Annotated in this window: 21 protein-coding genes and 4 tRNA genes; 23 read left to right on the plus strand and 2 right to left on the minus strand. The window is 42.3% G+C overall.

Annotated features, from left to right (window positions below):
• Window positions 1-4 precede the first annotated feature (4 nt).
• The 4 genes from C9J46_RS18360 (at window position 5) to C9J46_RS18375 (ending at window position 484) form a co-directional block, all read left to right on the plus strand.
• Window positions 5-81, plus strand: a tRNA-Met gene (locus tag C9J46_RS18360).
• A gap of 82 nt (window positions 82-163) precedes the next feature.
• A tRNA-Leu gene (locus C9J46_RS18365) sits at window positions 164-248 on the plus strand.
• 42 nt (window positions 249-290) lie between these two features.
• Window positions 291-365 (plus strand) — tRNA-Gln (locus tag C9J46_RS18370).
• Between the two features lie 34 nt (window positions 366-399).
• Window positions 400-484, plus strand: a tRNA-Leu gene (locus C9J46_RS18375).
• A 128-nt stretch (window positions 485-612) separates the two neighbouring features.
• On the opposite strand, the gene C9J46_RS18380 is transcribed toward C9J46_RS18375, so the two are convergent.
• Window positions 613-1,773 carry a 2-octaprenyl-3-methyl-6-methoxy-1,4-benzoquinol hydroxylase gene (locus C9J46_RS18380; protein ID WP_107205380.1) on the minus strand — a complete coding sequence of 387 codons (1,161 nt, stop codon included), beginning with the start codon at window positions 1,771-1,773 and terminating at the stop codon, window positions 613-615.
• A 162-nt stretch (window positions 1,774-1,935) separates the two neighbouring features.
• On the opposite strand from C9J46_RS18380, the gene mtgA reads away from it, so the two are divergent.
• The 7 genes from mtgA to C9J46_RS18415 all read left to right on the plus strand — a co-directional run bounded on the left by mtgA (window position 1,936) and on the right by C9J46_RS18415 (window position 9,313).
• Window positions 1,936-2,655 (plus strand): monofunctional biosynthetic peptidoglycan transglycosylase, encoded by a 720-nt coding sequence (gene mtgA, locus C9J46_RS18385; protein ID WP_107205379.1) that lies wholly within the window; start codon window positions 1,936-1,938, stop codon window positions 2,653-2,655.
• 160 nt (window positions 2,656-2,815) lie between these two features.
• Complete coding sequence (gene miaB, locus C9J46_RS18390; RefSeq protein WP_107247683.1) at window positions 2,816-4,243, plus strand: tRNA (N6-isopentenyl adenosine(37)-C2)-methylthiotransferase MiaB; 1,428 nt, start codon at window positions 2,816-2,818, stop codon at window positions 4,241-4,243.
• Between the two features lie 107 nt (window positions 4,244-4,350).
• Window positions 4,351-5,448, plus strand: a complete 1,098-nt coding sequence (locus C9J46_RS18395; protein ID WP_107205377.1) for a PhoH family protein — start codon at window positions 4,351-4,353, stop codon at window positions 5,446-5,448.
• Entirely contained in the window at window positions 5,448-5,912 is a 465-nt protein-coding gene (ybeY, locus tag C9J46_RS18400; protein ID WP_107291342.1) for an rRNA maturation RNase YbeY, read from the plus strand. The genes C9J46_RS18395 and ybeY overlap by 1 nt, the downstream gene beginning before the upstream one ends.
• Before the next feature lie 87 nt (window positions 5,913-5,999).
• On the plus strand, window positions 6,000-6,872 hold the full coding sequence (gene corC, locus C9J46_RS18405) for a CNNM family magnesium/cobalt transport protein CorC (protein ID WP_107205375.1): 873 nt from the start codon (window positions 6,000-6,002) through the stop codon (window positions 6,870-6,872).
• A gap of 3 nt (window positions 6,873-6,875) precedes the next feature.
• Entirely contained in the window at window positions 6,876-8,429 is a 1,554-nt protein-coding gene (gene lnt / locus C9J46_RS18410; protein ID WP_107291343.1) for an apolipoprotein N-acyltransferase, read from the plus strand.
• Window positions 8,430-8,587: 158 nt separating this feature from the next.
• Window positions 8,588-9,313 (plus strand): YSC84-related protein, encoded by a 726-nt coding sequence (locus C9J46_RS18415; RefSeq protein ID WP_107205373.1) that lies wholly within the window; start codon window positions 8,588-8,590, stop codon window positions 9,311-9,313.
• Window positions 9,314-9,400: 87 nt separating this feature from the next.
• Here the strand turns inward: C9J46_RS18415 and C9J46_RS18420 are convergent, their stop codons facing one another.
• Window positions 9,401-9,883: a zinc ribbon-containing protein gene (locus C9J46_RS18420; RefSeq protein ID WP_107205372.1), complete on the minus strand. Its 483-nt coding sequence runs from the start codon at window positions 9,881-9,883 to the stop codon at window positions 9,401-9,403.
• A 171-nt stretch (window positions 9,884-10,054) separates the two neighbouring features.
• Here C9J46_RS18420 and leuS point away from each other — a divergent pair, with 171 nt between their 5' ends.
• The 12 genes from leuS (at window position 10,055) to lipA (ending at window position 23,158) form a co-directional block, all read left to right on the plus strand.
• Window positions 10,055-12,628 (plus strand): leucine--tRNA ligase, encoded by a 2,574-nt coding sequence (gene leuS / locus C9J46_RS18425; protein ID WP_107291344.1) that lies wholly within the window; start codon window positions 10,055-10,057, stop codon window positions 12,626-12,628.
• A gap of 138 nt (window positions 12,629-12,766) precedes the next feature.
• Window positions 12,767-13,438: an LPS assembly lipoprotein LptE gene (lptE, locus tag C9J46_RS18430; RefSeq protein ID WP_105060815.1), complete on the plus strand. Its 672-nt coding sequence runs from the start codon at window positions 12,767-12,769 to the stop codon at window positions 13,436-13,438.
• Window positions 13,435-14,460 carry a DNA polymerase III subunit delta gene (holA, locus tag C9J46_RS18435; protein ID WP_107205369.1) on the plus strand — a complete coding sequence of 342 codons (1,026 nt, stop codon included), beginning with the start codon at window positions 13,435-13,437 and terminating at the stop codon, window positions 14,458-14,460. Before lptE ends, holA begins: the two co-directional genes overlap by 4 nt.
• 226 nt (window positions 14,461-14,686) lie before the next feature.
• A complete protein-coding gene (gene rsfS / locus C9J46_RS18440; RefSeq protein ID WP_005363382.1) occupies window positions 14,687-15,004 on the plus strand; it encodes a ribosome silencing factor in 318 nt (105 codons plus the stop codon).
• A gap of 7 nt (window positions 15,005-15,011) precedes the next feature.
• Window positions 15,012-15,482 carry a 23S rRNA (pseudouridine(1915)-N(3))-methyltransferase RlmH gene (gene rlmH, locus C9J46_RS18445; protein ID WP_005363385.1) on the plus strand — a complete coding sequence of 157 codons (471 nt, stop codon included), beginning with the start codon at window positions 15,012-15,014 and terminating at the stop codon, window positions 15,480-15,482.
• Between the two features lie 6 nt (window positions 15,483-15,488).
• Window positions 15,489-17,450: a penicillin-binding protein 2 gene (mrdA, locus tag C9J46_RS18450; protein WP_107291345.1), complete on the plus strand. Its 1,962-nt coding sequence runs from the start codon at window positions 15,489-15,491 to the stop codon at window positions 17,448-17,450.
• On the plus strand, window positions 17,450-18,571 hold the full coding sequence (gene mrdB / locus C9J46_RS18455; RefSeq protein ID WP_105060818.1) for a peptidoglycan glycosyltransferase MrdB: 1,122 nt from the start codon (window positions 17,450-17,452) through the stop codon (window positions 18,569-18,571). The genes mrdA and mrdB overlap by 1 nt, the downstream gene beginning before the upstream one ends.
• Window positions 18,572-19,450 carry a septal ring lytic transglycosylase RlpA family protein gene (locus C9J46_RS18460; RefSeq protein ID WP_107205367.1) on the plus strand — a complete coding sequence of 293 codons (879 nt, stop codon included), beginning with the start codon at window positions 18,572-18,574 and terminating at the stop codon, window positions 19,448-19,450.
• 239 nt (window positions 19,451-19,689) lie between these two features.
• The gene (locus C9J46_RS18465; RefSeq protein ID WP_107205366.1) at window positions 19,690-20,865 is read left to right on the plus strand and encodes a serine hydrolase; all 1,176 of its coding nucleotides are present in this window, start codon (window positions 19,690-19,692) and stop codon (window positions 20,863-20,865) included.
• A gap of 213 nt (window positions 20,866-21,078) precedes the next feature.
• The gene (gene ybeD, locus C9J46_RS18470; protein ID WP_105060821.1) at window positions 21,079-21,354 is read left to right on the plus strand and encodes a DUF493 family protein YbeD; all 276 of its coding nucleotides are present in this window, start codon (window positions 21,079-21,081) and stop codon (window positions 21,352-21,354) included.
• Between the two features lie 185 nt (window positions 21,355-21,539).
• Window positions 21,540-22,190 carry a lipoyl(octanoyl) transferase LipB gene (gene lipB / locus C9J46_RS18475; protein ID WP_107205365.1) on the plus strand — a complete coding sequence of 217 codons (651 nt, stop codon included), beginning with the start codon at window positions 21,540-21,542 and terminating at the stop codon, window positions 22,188-22,190.
• Complete coding sequence (gene lipA, locus C9J46_RS18480) at window positions 22,187-23,158, plus strand: lipoyl synthase (protein WP_107205364.1); 972 nt, start codon at window positions 22,187-22,189, stop codon at window positions 23,156-23,158. Before lipB ends, lipA begins: the two co-directional genes overlap by 4 nt.
• Window positions 23,159-23,193: the final 35 nt, after the last annotated feature.

Genomic DNA, 23,193 nt, shown 5'->3' on the forward strand with positions numbered 1-23,193 from the left:
TGTTGGCTACGTAGCTCAGTTGGTTAGAGCACATCACTCATAATGATGGGGTCACAGGTTCGAATCCCGTCGTAGCCACCATTTATTCTTTAAATCAGCTTTTTACCAATTACTGATTTAAATTATACAACTAGAGACAACAGTTATTTATAACTGACAATATGCGGAAGTGGCGGAATTGGTAGACGCACCAGATTTAGGTTCTGGCGCCGCAAGGTGTGAGAGTTCAAGTCTCTCCTTCCGCACCATTCTCTCTAGTTTGTGAAAAGTCTTGTGTGAACAAGCGCTGTAGGTCTATCGCCAAGCGGTAAGGCAGCGGCTTTTGATGCCGCCATTCCCTGGTTCGAATCCAGGTAGACCTGCCATTATTTAAGATTGATTGTCTCGACGATTAATCATGCGGAAGTGGCGGAATTGGTAGACGCACCAGATTTAGGTTCTGGCGCCGCAAGGTGTGAGAGTTCAAGTCTCTCCTTCCGCACCATACACTAGAAACCCACTCTTTGAGTGGGTTTTCTTTTATCTAGCGATATATTATTAGATAAAGAAAAAGCCGATAGATCATGTCTCTCGGCTTTCTGCATTTCGTTATAAAAATAGCAAAATCTTTAACTAAAGACCCATCGCGTATTTCAATACTTGTTTTTTAATGCCGCCAGCCCCATCAGCTAAACGAAGTCCTGCATTACGAATAAACTTTAATGGCGTGATGTTATTACTAAATGTCACATAGAAAAAATCCATCCCTGTTTGCATTATAAGGTTATCAGGACGACGACGACGTTGGTACTTATCAAGTACCGAACTTTCCGCCCAATGCTCACCTGCCGCTTCTATTTCTTGAAGTAAAACATCAACATCTTTAAAGCCAAGATTCACACCTTGGCCTGCTAATGGATTAATCGTATGAGCAGCATCACCTAATAAAACGACATTTGGCTTGTAATAGGTTTGTGCGTGACGACGCGTTAATGGAAAAGATCCATGATCAACCACACTGAACTCACCAAGCTCTTCAGGAAAAACGGCAGAGATCTCTGCATGCAACTGTTCGGTAGTCATATGTGATAGGCGTCGAATACGTTCAGGGCTGTCATACCATACTAATGAACCTTGATGTCCTGGCAACGGTAAGAATGAACGAGGGCCTGCTGGCGTAAACTGCTGCCAAGTAATATCTTGTTGCGGCAATGCTGTTTCTATATTAATGAGCATGCAGTGTTGACGGTAATCCCACGCAGTAATACCAATACCGGCTTGTTGGCGTACTTGAGAATTAGCACCATCGGCACCAATTAATAATCGACACTGTAGCTGTTGAGTATTTTCTAGCTCAACGATATAGCCATTTTCAATCGATGTTGTTGAAACCATTTTTGATGGGCAATATAACGTCAAGTTCTCGATATTGTCGAATTGCTGCCAAAGCGCAAGTTGCAACAGGCGATTTTCAACAATATAGCCTAGTTGATCTAATCCCATATCATCAGCATTAAAGCGTGTACGACATTCTGGATTTTCCCATGTTTCCAATCGTTTAAAAGGACACAAACGCATGTTGAGCACCTCATTCCATGCGCCTAACCGATCTAATAATGCAACGGAATGAGGAGAAATTGCGGAAACACGTAAATCCATCGGTTGTGTGTTTGCAAAAGGTCGAGGGGCAAAGCCTTCTAATACAGCAACATCTAAACCTAACTTCGCTAAGCCAAGCGCGGTTGCAGCCCCAACCATACCGCCACCCGCAACGATGACATCATACTGCTTCATTATTTACCTACCTATTACGTTCAGGCTCATTATTTGGTTATAATCCAATAAACCATCATAGTAACTCGAATTGTATAAAAAATTTTAATATATAAGGAATGTCACTAAGATAAACATTCTTTTATTGTGCAATCACTTTGATAATCAGGAAACAGTCTTACCATGCTAAAACGTTTTTTTACTAAATTTCTTTTATTTGTACTTTTGTTTCCTATATTTCTCGTGATTATTTTTAAGTTTATTAATCCACCATTTTGGGGATGGGAGATTAGCCGAACACTATTTCCACCTCAAGGTTACCCTGCGCACACTCAACATCAGTGGGTTAATTTAGATGAAATATCAAAAAATATGCAGTTAGCGGTGATTGCTTCAGAAGATCAAACCTTTCCTGAGCATCACGGCATTGACATACAAGCGACACTGTCAGTGTTAAGACACGAAGGTAAAAATGGGCCTGTACGTGGAGCCAGTACGATTAGCCAGCAAGCGGCTAAAAATATGTTTCTATTCCCAATTCACTCATATATTCGTAAAGGTATCGAATTATACTTCTCTTTATTGATGGAAATAGTTTGGGGAAAAGAACGTATTCTTGAAGTTTACCTAAATATTATTGAATTCGGTCCTGGTATTTATGGTGTAGAAGCAGCAAGTGAACACTTTTTCCATATACCTGCCAGCCAACTAAGTATCCAACAGGCTGCACAGCTTGCTGCGGTATTACCAAACCCATATAAGATAAAAGCATCACCAATGAGTAATTACGTCTATCAACGTACTCTATGGATCCGCCGTCAAATGCACCAACTTGGTATGGTAACGCTCGATAAAGTCTATAATGAACAATCACTTTTTAAATCATTCCATCTTTACCCATAGCTTGGAATAAACCCACAATTTATTCAGGGTGGTGATGTTCTGGTCAGAGCGAGTTTAAAGCAGTACAATACGCGGCTTGCTACAGGCGATGACTATCATGTCCCCTGTCAGCCCGTAATCTGAATGTAATGAAATCAACACTACGAGCGAAGAGTTAGAGATGGCGAAGAAACTGCTGATCAAAACCTGGGGCTGCCAGATGAACGAATACGATTCATCAAAAATGGCAGATCTTCTTAATGCAGCTAATGGCTTTGAGTTAACCGATATCCCAGAAGAAGCAGATGTTGTGCTACTTAACACCTGCTCGATCCGTGAGAAGGCACAAGAGAAAGTTTTCCATCAGCTAGGGCGTTGGAAAAAATTAAAAGATAATAAGCCAGATCTTGTGATCGGTGTCGGTGGTTGTGTAGCCACGCAAGAAGGTGACTCGATTCGTAAACGTGCACCGTATGTTGACGTAATCTTTGGTCCGCAAACACTGCACCGTTTGCCAGAGATGATTAAGCGTTCACAATCAAATGAAAAAACCGTTATGGATATCTCCTTCCCTGAAGTTGAGAAATTCGATAGCTTGCCTGAGCCTCGTGCTGAAGGCGCAACAGCATTTGTATCTATTATGGAAGGTTGTTCTAAATACTGTACTTACTGCGTAGTACCTTATACTCGCGGTGAAGAAGTGAGCCGTCCACTAGATGATGTACTGTTTGAAATTGCACAACTTGCAGAACAAGGCGTTCGTGAAGTCAATCTACTTGGACAAAACGTAAATGCTTATCGTGGTCCAATGCACGATGGAGAACTAGCAAGCTTTGCCGAGTTACTGCGTTTAGTCGCTGCGATTGATGGTATTGACCGTATTCGTTACACAACTAGTCATCCTATTGAGTTTACTGATGACATTATTGATGTGTACAAAGATACACCAGAATTAGTGAACTACTTACACCTACCAGTACAAAGTGGTTCAGATCGTATTCTGACGATGATGAAACGCCCTCATACGGCAATAGAGTACAAATCTAAGATTCGTAAATTGCGTAAAGTTCGCCCAGATATCACAATGAGCTCAGACTTTATCGTCGCGTTCCCTGGTGAAACGGATCAAGATTTCGAAGATACGATGAAGTTAATTCGTGAAATCGACTTTGATATTAGTTACAGCTTTATCTTCTCTCCACGTCCAGGTACACCAGCAGCTGATTACCCTTGTGATTTGTCTGAAGAAGTGAAGAAAGAACGTTTATACGCACTACAGCAACAGCTAAACAGCCAAGCAATGCGACATGCGCGTCAAATGTTAGGTACAGAACAACGTATCCTTGTTGAAGGTCCTTCACGTAAAAACGTGATGGAACTGCGTGGCCGTACTGAAAACAACCGAATCGTAAACTTTGAAGGTTCTGCTGATTTAATTGGTCAATTCGTCGATGTGAAAATTGTTGATGTATTTACCAACTCCCTACGTGGCGAATTAGTACGTACTGAAGCAGAAATGGATCTACGTGTTGCAATGTCACCATCTGAAATGATGGCAAAAACACGTAAAGAAAATGAATTGGGTGTAGGCGTATTTACACCAGAGTAAACCGTTAGCTCTTGCTCTACATTGGTAGGCATGTACGTTTTACCTGAGTACGTCTCCTGCCCTGAACCTATGGCCGTCATCATGGCGGCCTTAATGAGAGGCAAACCTTGAGCAAAATAATTACTGTAGAATTTCAACTAGAGCCGGCTGATAACCAACGTTTATCTAGTCTTTGTGGCCCTTTCGACGATAATATCAAACAATTAGAACGTCGATTAGGGGTTGAAATTAATCACCGTAGCAATAACTTTAGCGTAGTTGGAAAAAACTATTCCGTAGAGGCTGCGACAAATATCATCAAAGATCTCTACGTTGATACGGCGCCAGTTCGTAACGTTATTCCTGATATCGAACCAGATCAAATCCACCTTGCGATCAAAGAATCTGGCATATTAGAGCAAACAACAGAATCTTCTATCCCATACGGTAAAGAAATTCACATCAAAACCAAAAAAGGTGTAATTAAACCGCGTACCCCTAACCAAGCGCAATATATTGCCAATATGGTGACGCATGATATAACCTTTGGTATTGGTCCAGCAGGTACAGGTAAAACCTACCTTGCCGTTGCCGCTGCCGTTGATGCATTAGAACGTCAAGAGATCCGACGTATTCTATTAACACGTCCAGCAGTAGAAGCTGGGGAAAAGTTAGGTTTCCTTCCTGGCGATCTAAGCCAAAAAGTCGACCCTTACTTACGTCCTCTCTATGATGCGCTATTTGAAATGTTAGGTTTCGAGCGTGTAGAAAAATTAATTGAACGAAATGTGATTGAAGTTGCCCCATTAGCATATATGCGTGGACGTACCCTTAATGATGCATTTATTATTCTAGATGAAAGCCAAAACACTACAGTGGAGCAGATGAAAATGTTCCTTACTCGTATTGGCTTTAATTCTCGTGCCGTGATCACAGGTGATGTGACGCAAATTGACCTACCTCGTGGTGCACGTTCAGGGCTACGTCATGCTATTGAAGTATTGTCTGAAGTTGATGAGATCAGCTTTAATTTCTTCTTAGCCGATGATGTCGTTCGACATCCTGTGGTAGCACGTATTGTTCAAGCTTACGAAGTATGGGAAAGCGAAGACCAAAAACAACGTAAGCTTGCAGAGCAACGCCGTCGAGCAGAGCAGGAAGCAAAAGAAGCGGCATTAGTTGCCGTCGCTACTGCGGCAAAGATAGAATCAGAAAAGAGTAATTAATGGCTATTTACCTCGATTTACAACACGCCACTGAGAGTCTGGACGGGTTACCGACAGAAGCGGAGTTTCAACAGTGGTTAAATACAGCCGTTATCCCTTTTCAAGCTGATGCAGAAGTCACGATCCGTTTAGTTGATGAAAAAGAGAGCCATGCACTAAATCTCGAGTATCGTGGTAAAGATCGTCCAACAAATGTGTTATCTTTCCCATTTGAAGCGCCTCCTGGCATGGAATTGGAACTGCTTGGCGATTTAATTATTTGTCGTCAAGTTGTAGAAAAAGAAGCCGTTGAACAAAATAAGCCCCTAAAAGCACACTGGGCACATATGGTTGTACATGGCAGTCTCCATCTGCTAGGTTATGATCATATTGAAGATGAAGAAGCTGAAGAAATGGAAAATTTGGAAACAGAGATCATGCAAAACATGGGATTTGTTGACCCTTATATTTCTGAGAAGCTGTAATCATTTATATCGCGATTCATCCAACGATGAATCGCATTTCCGTGGCATCGTCCACTTAGCTGACAAGCTATTTGCTGAAAGTAAATAATGAACGAAGATAACTCTCCAACATCTGAAGGTCCGAGTAGAAAGTCCTTCTTTGAACGTATTGGCCAACTATTTCAAGGTGATCCACAAAACCGTGAAGAATTGGTTGAAGTTTTTCGAGATTCAGAAGAAAACGATCTAATCGACCATGACACTCGCGATATGCTTGAGGGTGTTATGGAAATTTCTGAAATGCGTGTTCGTGACATCATGATCCCACGTTCGCAAATGATCACGATTGAACGTTCTCAGAAGTTAGAAGATCTGATTGATTTAATTGTTGAAGCCCAACACTCTCGTTACCCTGTTATCAGTGATGATAAAGACCACGTAGAAGGTATCTTACTTGCTAAAGATCTCCTGCGTTATCTGCTTCCTGATAGCGAGCCTTTTGATATGGATAAAGTGCTGCGTCCCGCCGTTGTGGTGCCGGAAAGTAAGCGCGTTGACCGACTATTAAAAGAGTTCCGTGAAGAACGTTACCACATGGCTATTGTGGTTGATGAGTTTGGTGGTGTTTCAGGCGTTATCACCATTGAAGATATTCTTGAACAAATCGTTGGCGAAATTGAAGATGAATTCGATGACGAGGAAGAGCAAGATGTCCGTCAGTTAAGTAAACATACTTTTGCGGTAAAAGCACTGACAACCATTGAAGATTTCAATGAACTATTCCAAACCTCATTCTGTGATGAAGAAGTCGATACTGTCGGCGGACTTGTGATGATGAACTTTGGTCACCTACCAACACGTGGTGAAGTTGTTGAAGTTAATGGTTACTCGTTTAAAGTGACTTCTGCCGATAACCGTCGTGTTATCCAGTTACAAGTAACGGTACCTGACGAAGCATTTCAACCGACTATTACTTCTTAAAGAATGACAAAAAAATCATTATTATCGTGGGGACAGCTGCTTGCAGCTGTACCTGCGGGTGCAATTGCAACACTTTCTTTTGCACCTTATAACTACTGGCTTCTCGCGCCATTATCTCTCATCGCTTTTTTCTTTTTACTCCAACATAAAACAGCCAAACGTTCAGCCCTAATCGGTTTTCTTTACGGTTTAGGTATGTTTGGTACTGGCATCAGCTGGGTACACGTGAGTATAGATAACTTTGGTGGTATGCCAAAGATTGCAAGTGTATTCTTAATGACACTGCTGATCAGCTACTTAGCACTATACCCTGCGTTATATGGCTATCTCTACAATCGCTTTAATCGTACTCGCCCTTTCCACCAGCTACTGTTAACAGGCCCTGTGATCTGGTTAATTTTAGACTGGATACGTGGTTGGCTATTTACCGGCTTCCCATGGTTATGGATGGGTTATAGCCAAATTGATACTCCCTTGGCTGCTATTGCGCCAATCTTCGGCGTTGAAGGTATTACCCTTGCCTTAGTGCTTATTTCCGGTGCGATTGTTGCTGCGATAACCTACCGTAATTGGAAACCATTACTGATCCCTATTGTCATTATTGGTTTGTCTTTATGGGCAGGAAAAGCACAATGGGTGAAACCTGATCATAAACACAGCGTGTCTGTCGCTTTAATTCAAGGCAATATTCCTCAAGACCAAAAATGGCTACCGAGCCAACGTTGGCCAACCTTGATGAAATATATGGATCTCACCCGTGAAAACTGGGGATCCGACCTTATTATTTGGCCTGAAGCTGCAATCCCTGCACTCGAAGCACATATTCCTGTTTTTTTACAAGGCTTAGATAATGCAGCCCGTGCCCATAACAGTACAGTGATCACCGGTATTCTTGATCAAAAACCTGATGGTCAGTTCTTCAATAATATCTTAACTCTCGGTGTGGATGCTGATGGTCCGTATAACTACGACACAGCAACACGATACAGTAAGCATCACTTACTCCCATTTGGTGAGTTTGTGCCGTTTGGCAATTTATTGCGCCCTATTGCACCGTTGTTTAACTTGCCAATGTCATCATTTAGTCGTGGTGCTTATATACAACCGAATATTCAAGCCCATGGCTATTCAATAGCACCTGCATTATGTTATGAAGTGGCATTTAGTGAGCAAATGCGTGAGAACATAACCAAGCACACGGAAATGCTACTAACGCTTTCTAATGACGCATGGTTTGGTCACTCTATTGGTCCTTTCCAACATATGGAAATAGCCCAAATGCGCGCATTAGAATTGGGGAAACCACTCTTACGTGCAACTAATACAGGTATTACAGCGGTCGTTGATTATAAGGGGATGATCACTAAAAAATTACCTCAGTTTGTCACTGGAGTACTAAAAGCAACGGTGATCCCAACGATAGGTATGACACCTTATACTACCATGGGTAGTTGGCCTTTATATTTCTATAGCTTCTGGGCTTTCGCGTTATCTTGGATCCTTATCCGCCGTCAACGTGGACATTTCCGTGACACAAGGCAATTAGAAACAGAATAAGATACTCAAAAAGGTGAAGCTTTAAACTTCACCTTTTTTTTCAGCTCATGGTATGTTGAGTTGAATAACAAAATAAATATAGAAAGAACACTTAATAATGAGAACCTATGATTCGTAAGGCTTCCCTTGGTACTTACGCAACCCACAAGGATCGGATAATGAAAGCGATACATAAACTATTTGTAACCTTATGTGCCTGTGCCGTAATGCTGAGTTCAACGTCTGTGTTTGCACAAGATAGCGATACAAAAATCGCATTAGATCATTTTTACCAATCACCGCAAACACAACCTTTCTTTAACTCAGCCTATGGCTATGCGGTTTTTCCATCTGTCGGTAAAGGTGGCTTCTGGGTTGGTGGTGCTTATGGTAAGGGCGTTGTCTTTAAAGCGAATAAAGCCACTGGATTTGCAAAACTATTTCAAGTTTCTATTGGCTTACAATTCGGGGGGCAAGCTTACAGCGAGATTCTGTTTTTCCAAGACAAACGTGCTTATGACAATTTCGTCAGCGGCAGCTTTGAGCTAGATGCCCAAGCATCAGCAGTAGCCATAGATGAAGGCGCATCTGCAAAAGCGGGAACCGCGGGTGCCGGTGCTGGCTCTAATGGTAACTATGCAACAAAAAGTTACATCAATGGCGTAGCCATTTTCACCAAAACGAAAGGCGGTGCCATGGTTGAAGCATCACTGGCTGGACAAAAGTTCACTTTCGAGCCAATGACAGAAGCAACGCGAAAAGTAAAAGGTTACGATAACGATGTTCCCCAAGGGCTTCAGCAGCCAGCAAAACAGAAACAGCAAAAACCAGCAGCAACGTTAACTCAACCCCAAGATGATTCTGCTGTTGTGGTTGATACTATCGAGCGCCCTGACGATTTTTAACGCCTAAGCGTCATGACTTATTCTAAAATAAAAAACGCAGCCTATTCGCTGCGTTTTTATTTTTTGCATTAATCCCCTATACGAAGATTAAGGCTCTAAAGGCTGACGATTAAACTCTACGCAACCGCACTTAATGCATGGCTCAATACGAGTCACATGCGTAATGGTTTGTTGATGACCACATTTTTCACAAACTAAATGTCCAAGTCCAACCAGCTCACCTGCGCGATACACTCCTTTATGTTTAATATCATCCATCACCTCAATCCACTCTAATTGTGTTTTGTCTGTGATCTCAGCAAGGTGTCGCCATACTGTTTCACTTACTAACTTATAGAATGGACTTTCTTTAAACGGTTCAGGGCTATTTTTCACTTCATCACTGAATGTTTTTAAATCACTTTTTAAATATGCTTCGATCAGTGCAAGTTCATCTTTGGTCATATCGCTGGCGGCTTTACCATACAGTTCAGTCGTCTCAATAAACTTCTTAAGCTCGTGTGGGCTATTCTTTAATGTCTCTGTTACTTTTTCTAATAGTGCTTCGTAATGTGCTTTTTGCTGAGTCATGATGTTTCTCCTTAGCCTATATTGACTAAAAGCGTGCTGAAATACCGCCAAATAGAAGATTAAAGGTACCGAATTGCCTTCAGCTATTGTTGACACCTTTACCTTTGGTTATTCTATGTCGATTAATTTTAATGTGTTTATATTAAACTCACAAAATCCCGGATGTCATCGATGCAAGAACAATATCGTCCACAGGACATTGAACAAAAAGTTCAAGAACATTGGGACAACAAAAAAACATTTGTTGTTAGTGAAGACCCTAATAAAGAAAAATTCTATTGTCTGTCCATGTTCCCGTACCCTAGTGGTCGACTGCACATGGGTCACGTGCGTAACTACACTATCGGTGATGTTATCTCTCGCTACCAGCGCTTACAAGGTAAAAATGTAATGCAGCCAATCGGCTGGGATGCATTTGGTCTACCTGCTGAAAATGCGGCAGTAAAAAATAAGACAGCCCCTGCACCATGGACTTACGAAAACATTGAGTACATGAAAAACCAGCTTAAGCTATTAGGCTTTGGTTATGATTGGAACCGTGAATTCGCAACGTGTACGCCAGAGTACTACCGTTGGGAACAAGAGTTTTTCACTAAGCTTTACAATAAAGGCCTAGTTTATAAGAAGACTTCATCTGTTAACTGGTGTCCTAACGACCAAACTGTACTTGCTAACGAGCAGGTTGAAGATGGTTGTTGTTGGCGTTGTGATACACCTGTTGAGCAAAAAGAGATCCCACAATGGTTCATTAAGATCACTGAGTACGCGCAAGAGCTACTTGACGATCTTGACAACCTTGATGGCTGGCCTGAAATGGTTAAAACCATGCAGCGCAACTGGATTGGTCGCTCTGAAGGTGTTGAACTAACATTTAACGTTAAAGGTCAAGACGATCTAGAAGTTTATACTACCCGTCCTGATACCCTTATGGGGGTTACATTTGTCAGCATTGCTGCAGGCCACCCGCTTGCTGCAAAAGCGGCTGAAAATAACCCTGCGCTTGCCGATTTCATTCACGAATGCCGCAATAACAAAGTAGCAGAAGCCGATCTTGCAACGATGGAAAAGAAAGGCATGGATACAGGCTTAACAGCTATCCACCCACTAGATGGTCGTGAAGTACCAGTTTACGTTGCAAACTTTGTACTGATGGATTACGGCACAGGTGCGGTAATGGCAGTACCTGCGCATGATCAGCGTGACTTTGAATTTGCAACAAAATACAACATCGACATCATGGCGGTTATCAAGCCTGAAGATGGTAGCGATGCTGACATTTCTGAGGCGGCATACACAGAAAAAGGTGTACTGTTTAATTCAGGTGAATTCGATGGCCTTAACTTCCAACAAGCGTTCGATGCAATTGCAACGAAACTTGAAGCTGAAGGCAAAGGCAAAAAGACAGTTAACTTCCGTCTACGTGACTGGGGCGTTTCTCGTCAACGTTACTGGGGTGCGCCAATCCCAATGGTCACAACTGAAGATGGCGAAGTTCACCCAGTACCTGCAGATCAACTACCCGTGATCTTGCCTGAAGATGTGGTAATGGATGGCGTAACGAGCCCAATCAAAGCGGATAAAGAGTGGGCAAAAACTACCTTTAACGGTGAACCAGCACTTCGTGAAACAGATACATTCGATACTTTCATGGAATCGTCTTGGTACTACGCGCGTTACTGTTCGCCACAAGCTGACGATATTCTAGATCCAGAAAAAGCGAACTACTGGCTACCTGTTGATCAATACATCGGTGGTATTGAACACGCATGTATGCACCTGCTGTACTCTCGCTTCTTCCACAAATTGCTACGTGATGCAGGCTACGTAACATCTGACGAACCATTCAAGCAACTACTATGTCAAGGCATGGTACTGGCTGACGCATTCTTCTATACCACAGAGAAAGGCGGTAAAGAGTGGGTTGCACCAACAGATGTAACTGTTGAACGTGACGGTAAAGGTCGCATCACGTCTGCTGTTGACTCTCAAGGTCACAACGTTGAACACTCTGGCATGATCAAAATGTCTAAGTCTAAGAACAACGGTATCGACCCTCAAGAAATGGTAGATAAGTACGGTGCTGATACCGTTCGTCTATTCATGATGTTTGCATCACCTGCCGACATGACACTTGAATGGCAAGAATCAGGCGTTGAAGGCGCTAACCGTTTCCTTAAGCGTGTTTGGAAACTCGTACGTGAACATACAACGAAAGGCGCAGCTGAAGCAGTTGATACAGCAGCACTAACTGCAGATCAAAAAGCACTTCGTCGTGATATTCACAAAACTATTGCAAAAGTAAGTGATGATATTGGTCGTCGTCAGACATTCAACACTGCAATTGCTGCTATCATGGAGCTGATGAATAAGCTGGCTAAAGCCTCTCAAGAATCAGTTCAAGATCGCGCAATTCTTGATGAAGCACTAAAAGCAATTGTTACTATGCTTTACCCTATCACGCCACATATCTGTTTCGAAATGTGGGCGGCACTGGGCGAAACTGATATTGATAATGCACTATGGCCACAAGCTGACGAAAAAGCATTAGTTGAAGATGAGAAGCTGATCATTGTTCAAGTTAACGGTAAGCTTCGTGCTAAGTTAACAGTTGCAGCAGATGCAACAAAAGAACAAGTTGAAGAACTTGGTCTAAACGATGAGAACGTCATTAAGTTCACTGATGGTTTAACGATCCGTAAAGTCATTTACGTACCGGGCAAACTGCTTAACATTGTTGCTAGCTAATTAGGTTATTTTCTCTGTTAGTGCATCTAGCAGAGCGAGTAACCCTAAGATCCCCGCTTCTGCGGGGATCTTTATAATAACCGTTCAATTTTATTTTGCGCCTAGCGCACCTTCTTTTACTTCAAGGAGCTGACTTTCGTGAAAAGTTTTTTCTCGGCCAACAGCCTAACTCGACTACTTATCATTACTCTTCTCGCGCTAACAACAGCTTCTTGTGGCTTCCACCTTCGCGGTAATTACATGCTTCCTGACGGTATTGCTAAACTATCATTAACCAGTTTTGACCCTTATGGTCAGCTAACCCGTATGGTTAGATACCAATTTAAACTCCATGGTATTAGCGAAGTTGCACCTGCGAAAAATGTGCCGAACCTAAATATAAACAGTGAGTCTCAAGGTGAGCGCACTTTATCGATTTATCAAAACAACGGTAAAGCGGAATACGATTTAACCTTAACGGTTAATTACTCAGTCACTATCCCTAATCAAGGTCAGCAAACGTATACCACCAAAGTGACTCGTACGTTCCTTGATAACCCATTAACAGCATTAGCGAAGTCTGTTGAGCAAGATGAATTGGTTAACGTTATGCGTGAACAAGCCGCGCAACAAATTATGCGTAAATTAGCGCGTCTAACCGCCGTATTTAATAAGATTGAAGAAGATAAATTAGACTCTCAATTAAAAGAAATTCTTAACGAAGAAGATAAAAAAGAATCTTCAGATGAGACAGGTAAAACGATTATTACAACGTTACCTGCTAAGCAGTCAAATACAGTTATTGAGCATGATAGTCATAACGCGCAATGAGAGTTTATCCTGAACAACTGACGCAGCAACTCAATAAGGGCCTGCGTCAGGCTTACCTTTTATTTGGTAATGAGCCACTACTTAAACAAGAATGTGGTGACAATATTAAGCAACTTGCTCAACAGCAAGGCTTTCTTGAGCGCCACCGTTTTACCATTGATAACCAGTTAGATTGGAATCAAGTTCTCGATTGCTGCCAAGCCATGAGCTTATTCTCAGCCCAGCAAATCATTGAATTAGAATTTCCAGAAACAGGGCTTAATGCTAACCAAGCAAAAGCCTTGTTAGAGATTGTTGCACACTTAAACCCTGACATTCTTTTATTACTGACAGGCCCTTATTTAAATAAGAAGCAAGAAGCGACAAAGTGGTTTAAAGCACTTGATAGCTTAGGCTTATATGTGCCATGTAATACCCCCGACGCTAAACAAATGCCGCGCTTTATTCAAACCCGCTGTCGAATGCTCGGTTTAAAGCCAGATCATGAATCGGTACAAATGCTAGCGCAATGGCATGAAGGTAATTTACTGGCGTTAGCACAAAGCTTACATAAGCTGGTTTTACTTTATCCTGATGGTGAGCTAACCATTATTCGCCTACAAGAAGCATTAAGTCGCCATAATCACTATACCCCTTTCCAATTGGTTGATGCGGTATTAGCAGGACAGGCAAAACGCAGCCAACGCGTGCTTCGTCAATTGCAAGGTGAGGGAGTTGAAGCCACGATCTTATTACGTACCTTGCAACGAGAGTTAACCCAGCTCTATAAGATGCAAGAGATGGGGAAAAAAGGGACACCACTTAATATCATTTTTGAGCAATTTAGAGTGTGGCAAAACCGCCGTGAAATTTATATTGGTGCACTTCATCGCTTACCGTTGTCGCGTTTAGTAAAGATCATTCGGCAATTAACTCAACTTGAAATCCAGGTTAAAACTGATTACGACACCACACCATGGCCAGCCCTTAGTGCCCTGTGTGCCGAAATCTGCGGCTTAGAAACTCACTTACAACACACATAATTCTATATAAATACGGTCTTCAGTCATTGTTGACCGTTTTTTTTATAAAACTAACCTTAAGCGGTCGAAAAATCACCGTCTGAACCATGTCCTTTTATCGCTGTCAGATAAGAGCGTGGTATACTTCCGATCTTATTACGGTCGCAACCTTTTTACCTATCCTAGCCAGTAGTAAAATAGATCATAACGACTAAACATTTATTAAACGCTTATTGAGGGAATCCCTTTGCAAGTTCAAGAACTACACGATTTCATTGTTGATAAAATTGACGACATTAAAGCACAAGACATCGTAACAATTGATGTTCGTGGTAAATCAAGCATCACAGATGTAATGGTTATCTGTACTGGTACTTCAAACCGTCACGTGAGCTCTATTGCTGATCACGTAAACAAAGAATCAAAGTTAATTGACTTCCCTCCATTTGGTATTAGTGGCGAAGAAGAAGGCCAATGGGTGATAGTTGATATGGGTAACGTAATGCTACATATCATGCAAGAAGATGCTCGCCAAGTATACCAACTGGAGAAGCTTTGGAGCTAAGTGAGTCATGAAGCTTCAATTAATTGCTGTTGGCACAAAAATGCCTAAATGGGTTGAGGAAGGCTATAAAGAATATAGCCGCCGTTTCCCTAAAGATATGCCTCTGGAATTGATTGAGATCCCAGCAGGTAAGCGCGGAAAAAATGCAGACATTGCTCGTATCCTTCAAAAAGAAGGTGAAGCGATGTTAGCTGCCGTTGCTAAGGGTAACCGAATTGTTACTCTAGATATTCCTGGCAAACGCTGGGATACCGAGCAACTAGCAGGTCAGCTAGAAGTTTGGAAACTTGATGGTCGCGACGTCTCAATTTTAATTGGCGGACCTGAAGGCCTTTCACCAGCCTGTAAAGCAGCTGCAGAGCAAAGCTGGTCACTATCACCATTAACACTTCCGCACCCGTTAGTGCGTGTCGTTATGGCAGAAAGTTTATACCGTGCATGGAGCATCACGGCTAACCATCCGTACCACAGGGAATAACCATCGATGAGACAAAAGCGAACCCAGATCCGCGACCATCGCGCTGAGTCGGCGCTGTTTTTCCGCCGAGCTCTTGTCTCATTTATTGGAATTATCATTCTGGTCAGTGTCTTATTGTTCAATCTCTTTAATATTCAGGTTGAACAACACCAAGACTATAAGACCCGTTCTAATGACAATCGAATCAAAATTGTTCCTGTCGCACCTAATCGCGGTCTTATTTATGACCGCAACGGTGTGCTTCTGGCTGAAAATCGACCTATCTATAACCTTGAAGTCACCATTGAAAAAGTACCAGACATGGAACAAACCTATGCGGATTTAAAATCAGTATTAGGTCTAACCGATGAAGACATTGAGCAATTTAAAAAAGAGCGTCGCCGTACTCGCCGTTTTAAGTCTGTGCCGATCCTTGAGGGATTAAACGAGCAGCAAGTTGCTTTGTTTGCCGTTAACCAACATAAATTCCCAGGCGTGGAAGTTAAAGCCTATTTAAAACGTTACTATCCATATGGTGATTCGCTCACGCACGTCTTGGGTTATGTCGCGAAAATTAACGATCGTGACCTTAACAAACTCGATAAAGCTGAGAAACTCAGTAACTACAAAGCCACACGCGATATCGGTAAATTGGGTATCGAACGTTATTACGAAGATCTACTACATGGAACTTCAGGCTACCAAGAAGTCGAAGTTAACAGCCGTGGACGTATTATTCGTACCCTTAAGTACGTGCCTCCTATCCCTGGCAAAGATATTGCGTTAAATATTGATCTTCAGCTTCAGCTTTATGTACAAGAACTACTGACTGAACGTAAGATCGATCCTAAAACGGGTGAAGAGATCATTAAACACAAGCGTGGCTCTGTCGTAGTGTTAGATCCAAAAGACGATGCTATTCTCGCCATGGTTTCTAGCCCAAGTTACGATCCCAATTTATTTGTTCGTGGGATTTCCAGTAAAAAATATCGCGAATTATTAAATAATCCTGATCGCCCATTAGTTAACCGTGTCACGCTTGGCATTTATCCACCAGCATCGACGGTAAAACCGTTAATTGCAGTCGCTGCATTAACAGAAGGTGTGATCACGCCAAAAACCACCCGTAACGATCCCGGTTGGTGGCAGATCCCTAACACGACTAGCCGTAAATTCCGTGACTGGCTACGTTGGGGACATGGACGCGTCAACATTTATAAAGCCATTGAAGAGTCAGTAGATACTTACTTTTACCAAGTCGCCTACGATATGGGGATCGATAGACTTTCAACCTGGATGAATAAATTTGGTTATGGCGTCTATACCGGTATCGATATTCACGAAGAAAGTAAGGCCAACATGCCAACACGTGAGTGGAAACAAGCACGCCATAAACGTCCTTGGTATCAAGGGGACACCATTCCTGTCGGAATTGGGCAAGGCTATTGGACAGCAACACCATTACAAATAGCAAAAGCGACATCTGTACTGGTCAATAACGGTGTAGTTCATCGCCCTCATCTTCTAAAAGATGTTATTGACGAAGAAACAGTTAAACCAGCTGAATTTAAAGATTTCCCACCGATAACAGGCGTGACACCTGAAACATGGGAGATTGCTCGTGAAGGTATGCATCGTGTGCTTTATGGCAATCGTGGTACAGCACGTAAAGCATTTTATGATACGCCATATGAAGCGGGCGGAAAGTCAGGCTCAGCACAGGTATTCGGTTTGGCTGAAAACCAAAAATATAATGCTGATGAACTTGAAGAGCGTCTACGTGACCATGCGTTATTTACTGCATTTGCGCCATTTGATAAACCTGAAGTCGTCGTTGCTATGGTATTAGAAAATGCCGGTGGTGGCTCGAGTAATGGTGGGCCAATTGCACGTCAAATTTTTGATCATATGTTAATTAAACCAATCGCTGACAGCGATCTTAAATCAAAGCCTGAACTCACTGCAACACAACCAACAGAGGTACAATAATGAGTATTATGGCGGCAACCGGTACCAAGCGAACGTTAACTGATCGCTTACATATCGATATGCCACTATTACTAGGGATCCTTGCCTTAATGGGATTTGCCCTTATCATCATGTGGAGCGCAAGCGGACAAAACATTGCTATGATGGAACGCCAGGCAATGCGCATGCTGATGTCACTAGGGATCATGGTTTTACTCGCGCAAATTGCACCACGCCATTACGAAGCATGGGCACCTTACCTCTTTGGTATTGGCTTACTGCTGTTATTCAGTGTATTAGCTTTTGGTGAAGTATCAAAAGGTGCTCAACGTTGGTTAAATTTAGGTTTTGTTCGCTTTCAGCCATCAGAACTATTAAAACTCGCTGTACCTTTGATGGTGGCAAGATTCATTGGTAATCGTCCCTTACCGCCATCGATGCGTAATATCTTTGTTGCCTTAGTATTAATCTTCACACCGACCATCTTAATTGCTAAACAACCCGACCTTGGAACCTCCATTTTGGTGGCTGCATCAGGTATCTTTGTTCTGTTTCTGTCAGGAATGAGCTGGAGACTGATTATCGGGGCGTTAGTATTACTCGGTGCGTTTATTCCTGTGTTATGGTTCTTCCTTATGCACGACTACCAGCGAACACGAGTGTTGACTTTGTTTAATCCAGAGTCTGATCCGCTTGGTGCAGGATATCATATTATCCAATCCAAAATCGCGATTGGCTCTGGTGGAATAAGCGGTAAGGGTTGGCTCCATGGTACTCAATCACAGCTTGAATTTGTTCCAGAGCGACATACCGACTTCATTTTTGCTGTAATTGCAGAGGAATGGGGATTAACCGGTGTGATTGGTTTACTAACAATGTACCTGTTCATATTAGGACGCGGTTTATGGTTAGCCAGCCAAGCACAAACTGCATTTGGGCGTATGATGGCTGGTAGTATTGTATTAAGTTTCTTTGTTTATGTTTTTGTAAATATCGGCATGGTAAGTGGCATTCTGCCTGTGGTGGGTGTTCCACTTCCTTTGGTGAGCTACGGCGGCACATCCATGATGACCCTACTAGCTGGCTTCGGTATTTTGATGTCTATCCACACTCACAGAAAAATGTTGTCTAAGGCGACCTAAATGCGTTCACTTTTTTTATTGTTCTTTGTTCTACTTGCAGGATGTAGCTCCGCGCCAGATAAACCTCAACAGGCAGAGACAAAAGCAGATCAAGCCACACCCGGTTTACTGTTTAAACCCAATACTCCAACCAATGATGATCCCAACGCGGGCCGTTATTCATTAAAAGATGACCGTGCACCAAAGGTTGTACCTGATTTTAGTAAAGTGCCGCCAGTGGTACCGCATTATGAACCTTATAGCCGTGGTGGTAATAAAGACTACACATTACGTGGTAAACGCTACCATATTATAAAAAACACCAAAGGTTACACCGAGACAGGCTACGCTTCTTGGTACGGTGAAAAGTTCCACGGACACAAAACCTCTAATGGTGAAACGTACAATATGTTTGCTATGACAGCGGCACATAAAACCTTACCGCTTCCGAGTTTTGTACGCGTAACCAATACCCTTAATGGTAAATCGACCATCGTTCGAGTAAACGACCGTGGTCCATTCCATGACGGCCGTATCATCGATTTAAGCATGGCAGCTGCCGCAAAAATTGGCGTCATTAGTCTTGGCACAGCCCCAGTTAAGATAGAAGTGATAAATGTACCCAAGCCGACAAATAAAAGTACGATGAAGAACTCTCCAATTCCTCATCACTATTTTGTCCAATTAGCGGCGGTAAATAGCTTAGCAAAAGCCGAAGAGATGAAAAAAGAGCTAAAGCGTAACTTCAATACCGATATTGATATCGAAAAAATTGAGAGTCGTGCGGTATATCGTGTGCGCTTAGGCCCCTATATGGATCACCGAGATGCTGAAATACAACTTAGCAAAGTAAAATCTCATCACTATCCAAAAGCATTTATAACCACTGTTAATAGATAATGGGAACCTAATCGACATTTAGGACTCATAACATCGGCTTGTATGTTTACTCGTTTAACGTAATGAACATACAAGCTTTATTTTGTTCACAACAATGAGGTAATCACCAATCTTTGCGCACATTACGTCCGCTTAATGTCAATAATTGGGATTCTCCCCCCATTCAACTGATAGGTAAGGCGTTATCTGCTATAGTGAGCGTCATTTCTTGTCTTAGATAAACTAAAGTTATAATAATCATGAAGAAAACAGCTGCGCTTTTCCGTTCTGTCGCCATCTCAGCCACTTTGCTGGCTTCAGCTACTGTTGCTGCATCACCAGCAGTCGTACCTGAAGCTCCACAAATTGCGGCAAAAGGCTATATCCTCGTCGACTATAACTCAGGTAAAATCCTTGCCGGTCATAATGAATATGAAAAATTAGCGCCTGCTAGTTTGACAAAAATGATGACCAGTTACGTTATCGGTCAAGAAATTAAAAACGGTAACATCTCACCAGATGACACTGTTGTTATCAGTAAAAATGCATGGGCGAAAAATTTCCCAGGCTCATCCAAAATGTTCCTTGAGGTCGGTAAAAGCGTAAAAGTTTCTGACTTAAACCGCGGTATTATCGTAGATTCTGGTAACGATGCCTGTGTCGCAATGGCTGAGCACGTTGCTGGCTCTCAAGAGTCTTTTGTTGATTTAATGAATGGCTGGGCTAAAAATCTTGGCATGAAATCAACACACTTTGCAAATGTTCATGGCCTAGATCGCCCCGATCTATACACAACACCTTACGATCTTTCAATTCTAGCGCGCTCACTCATCCGTGACTTGCCTAATGAATTTAAAATCTACTCAGAAAAATCATTTACTTACAACGGCATCACCCAATACAACCGTAATGGTCTACTTTGGGATAAAAGCATGCACGTTGACGGTCTAAAAACAGGCCATACAGATAACGCAGGTTACAGCCTCGTCAGTACTGCCACAGAAGGCAATATGCGCCTGATCTCTGTTGTGATGGGCACTGCGAGTAAAAACGCTCGCCTTGCTGAGAGCAAAAAGCTACTGAACTTTGGTTTCCGTTTCTACGAAACACTTTCACCAAACAAAAAAGATCAAACCATTGAAACTGAAAAAGTTTGGATGGGTGACACTGACACAGTAAACCTAGGTGTGGCTGAAAACACCTACGTAACATTACCTCGTAGCCAAGCTAAAGATCTGAAAGCTAGCTTTGTGCTAACTAAAGAGCTAAAGGCGCCAATCACCAAAGGTGAAGTCGTCGGTAAATTAACTTACCGTGTTGGCGATCAAGACGTTGCTGAATACCCTCTTGTGGCATTAAACGATGTAAAAGAAGGTAGCCTATTTAGCCGTATGGTCGACTACGTAATGATGCTAGTACAAAGTTGGTTTAAGTAATTTAAACCATCGACTTCATCAACGACTAAGGGGCAACTTCGGTTGCCTCTTTGTTTTCATTACTGAATACAAACATTACCTCCTATATTCCCTATACTCTTCATCCTTCCCTTGTTTTACAATCACTGACACATTAAGATGCCTGCAATACACTACTATTAACCATAATAGTAATGATGAAAGACACATTGAAAGCGAACTTTGGAGTTCTATATGCAAGAACAAGAGCAACCAAAACTAAAAGATCTACTGGAATTCCCTTGTATCTTTACTTTTAAAGTAATGGGCGAAAACAAGCCAGAATTGCCAGATCGTGTGGTTGAAGTTATTCAGAGTATTATCCCTGGTGATTACACTCCAACAACAAAACCAAGTAGCAAAGGAACATACACTGCAGTTTCTGTTGCTGTAAACGCGACCAATGTTGAACAAATTGAAACCTTATACAAAGAGTTAGGTTCAATTGATATTGTTCGTGTAGTGTTATAAGCACTATTTTTCAGGCGGTTATAATACCGCCTGTCTTCTATTCTCTTTACCTTTCTTATAATCCTCATTTATTATCCATAACTCCTTCATCAGTCGTTAACATTACATCCACAACAAGTTTAGGTATAATGCCCTGACCTGGCCTTCTTTATGATTGGCATCTTAATTATTATCTGGGTAGTACATTGCAAACAGCTCTTATTATTAAAAACCTTGGCCGTTGCGATTACCAAGCGACGTACGATGCCATGCATGAGTTCACCAATAATCGAACTGAAGACTCCGCAGATGAAATCTGGCTGGTCGAACATTCACCTGTTTTCACTCAAGGACAGGCAGGCAAAGTCGAACACTTGCTCAACACAGGCGATATCCCTGTTGTTCAAAGTGACCGTGGCGGTCAAGTAACCTATCATGGTCCTGGACAACAAGTGGCTTATATCTTGATCGACTTGCGCCGTAAAAAATTAGGTGTACGTGAATTAGTTACGCACATCGAAAATACAGTAATCAATACTTTATCCCGCTTTGGGATTAGCTCTAACGCTCGCCCTGATGCGCCTGGTGTGTATGTGAATAACCAAAAAATATGCTCATTAGGATTACGGATCAGACGTGGGTGCTCTTTTCACGGTCTGGCACTCAATATAAATATGGATCTGGCGCCTTTTCTTCGTATTAATCCTTGCGGTTATGCTGGAATGGAAATGACACAAACAGCGTCATTAAATGGCCCAACTGAACTGACGGAAGTTCAGCCTGTACTCGTTGAAGAATTAACTAAATTACTCGATTATCCGAAAATCGAGTGGATGACGGAAAGCAATCAACCATGAGTAAACCAATTAAAATTGAACAAGGCGTCAAATATCGCGATGCCGATAAAATGGCATTGATCCCAGTTCGTAACGTTGCGAATGAAGATGCGCCAAAAGAAGTATTACGTAAACCTGAATGGATGAAAATCAAGCTACCGTCTGATAGTAAGCGTATTCAGGAAATCAAATCTGCCCTACGTAAAAACAAACTTCACTCAGTTTGTGAAGAGGCTTCTTGCCCGAATTTAGCCGAATGTTTTAACCACGGTACAGCCACCTTTATGATCTTAGGTGCCATTTGTACCCGTCGTTGCCCATTCTGTGATGTTGCTCATGGTCGTCCTCTACCACCGAATGCTGAAGAGCCTGCGCATTTAGCACAGACAATCGCAGATATGAAGCTACGTTATGTGGTTGTCACCTCTGTTGACCGTGACGATCTACGTGATGGTGGCGCACAACATTTCGTTGACTGTATTACTGAGATTAGAGCCAAAAACCCAAGCATTCATATTGAAACATTAGTGCCTGATTTCCGTGGCCGTATGGACCGTGCACTAGAAATCTTCCGTGATACTGCACCTAATGTTTTTAACCACAACTTAGAAACTGCACCACGCCTGTACCGTAAAGCTCGCCCAGGTGCTAACTACCAGTGGTCACTAGATTTATTGAAAAAATTCAAAGAGCTTCATCCTGATGTACCGACTAAATCGGGTGTAATGATGGGCTTAGGTGAAACCAAAGAAGAAATCATTCAAGTATTAAAAGATCTTCGTGCTCATGGCGTTACCATGCTGACACTGGGTCAATATTTAGCACCAAGCCGTCACCACTTACCGGTTGAGCGTTATGTTCCGCCAGAAGAGTTTGATGAACTTAAAGCAATCGCTCTCGATCTTGGCTTTACGCACGCGGCATGTGGGCCATTTGTGCGATCGTCGTACCACGCCGATCTACAAGCACAAGGTGTAGAGATTAAATAATATCTCGACATTTTTGGCAGTAAGATAAAAATTAA

Source organism: Photobacterium sp. GB-36 (assembly GCF_003026135.1).
Classification (GTDB): Bacteria; Pseudomonadota; Gammaproteobacteria; order Enterobacterales; family Vibrionaceae; genus Photobacterium.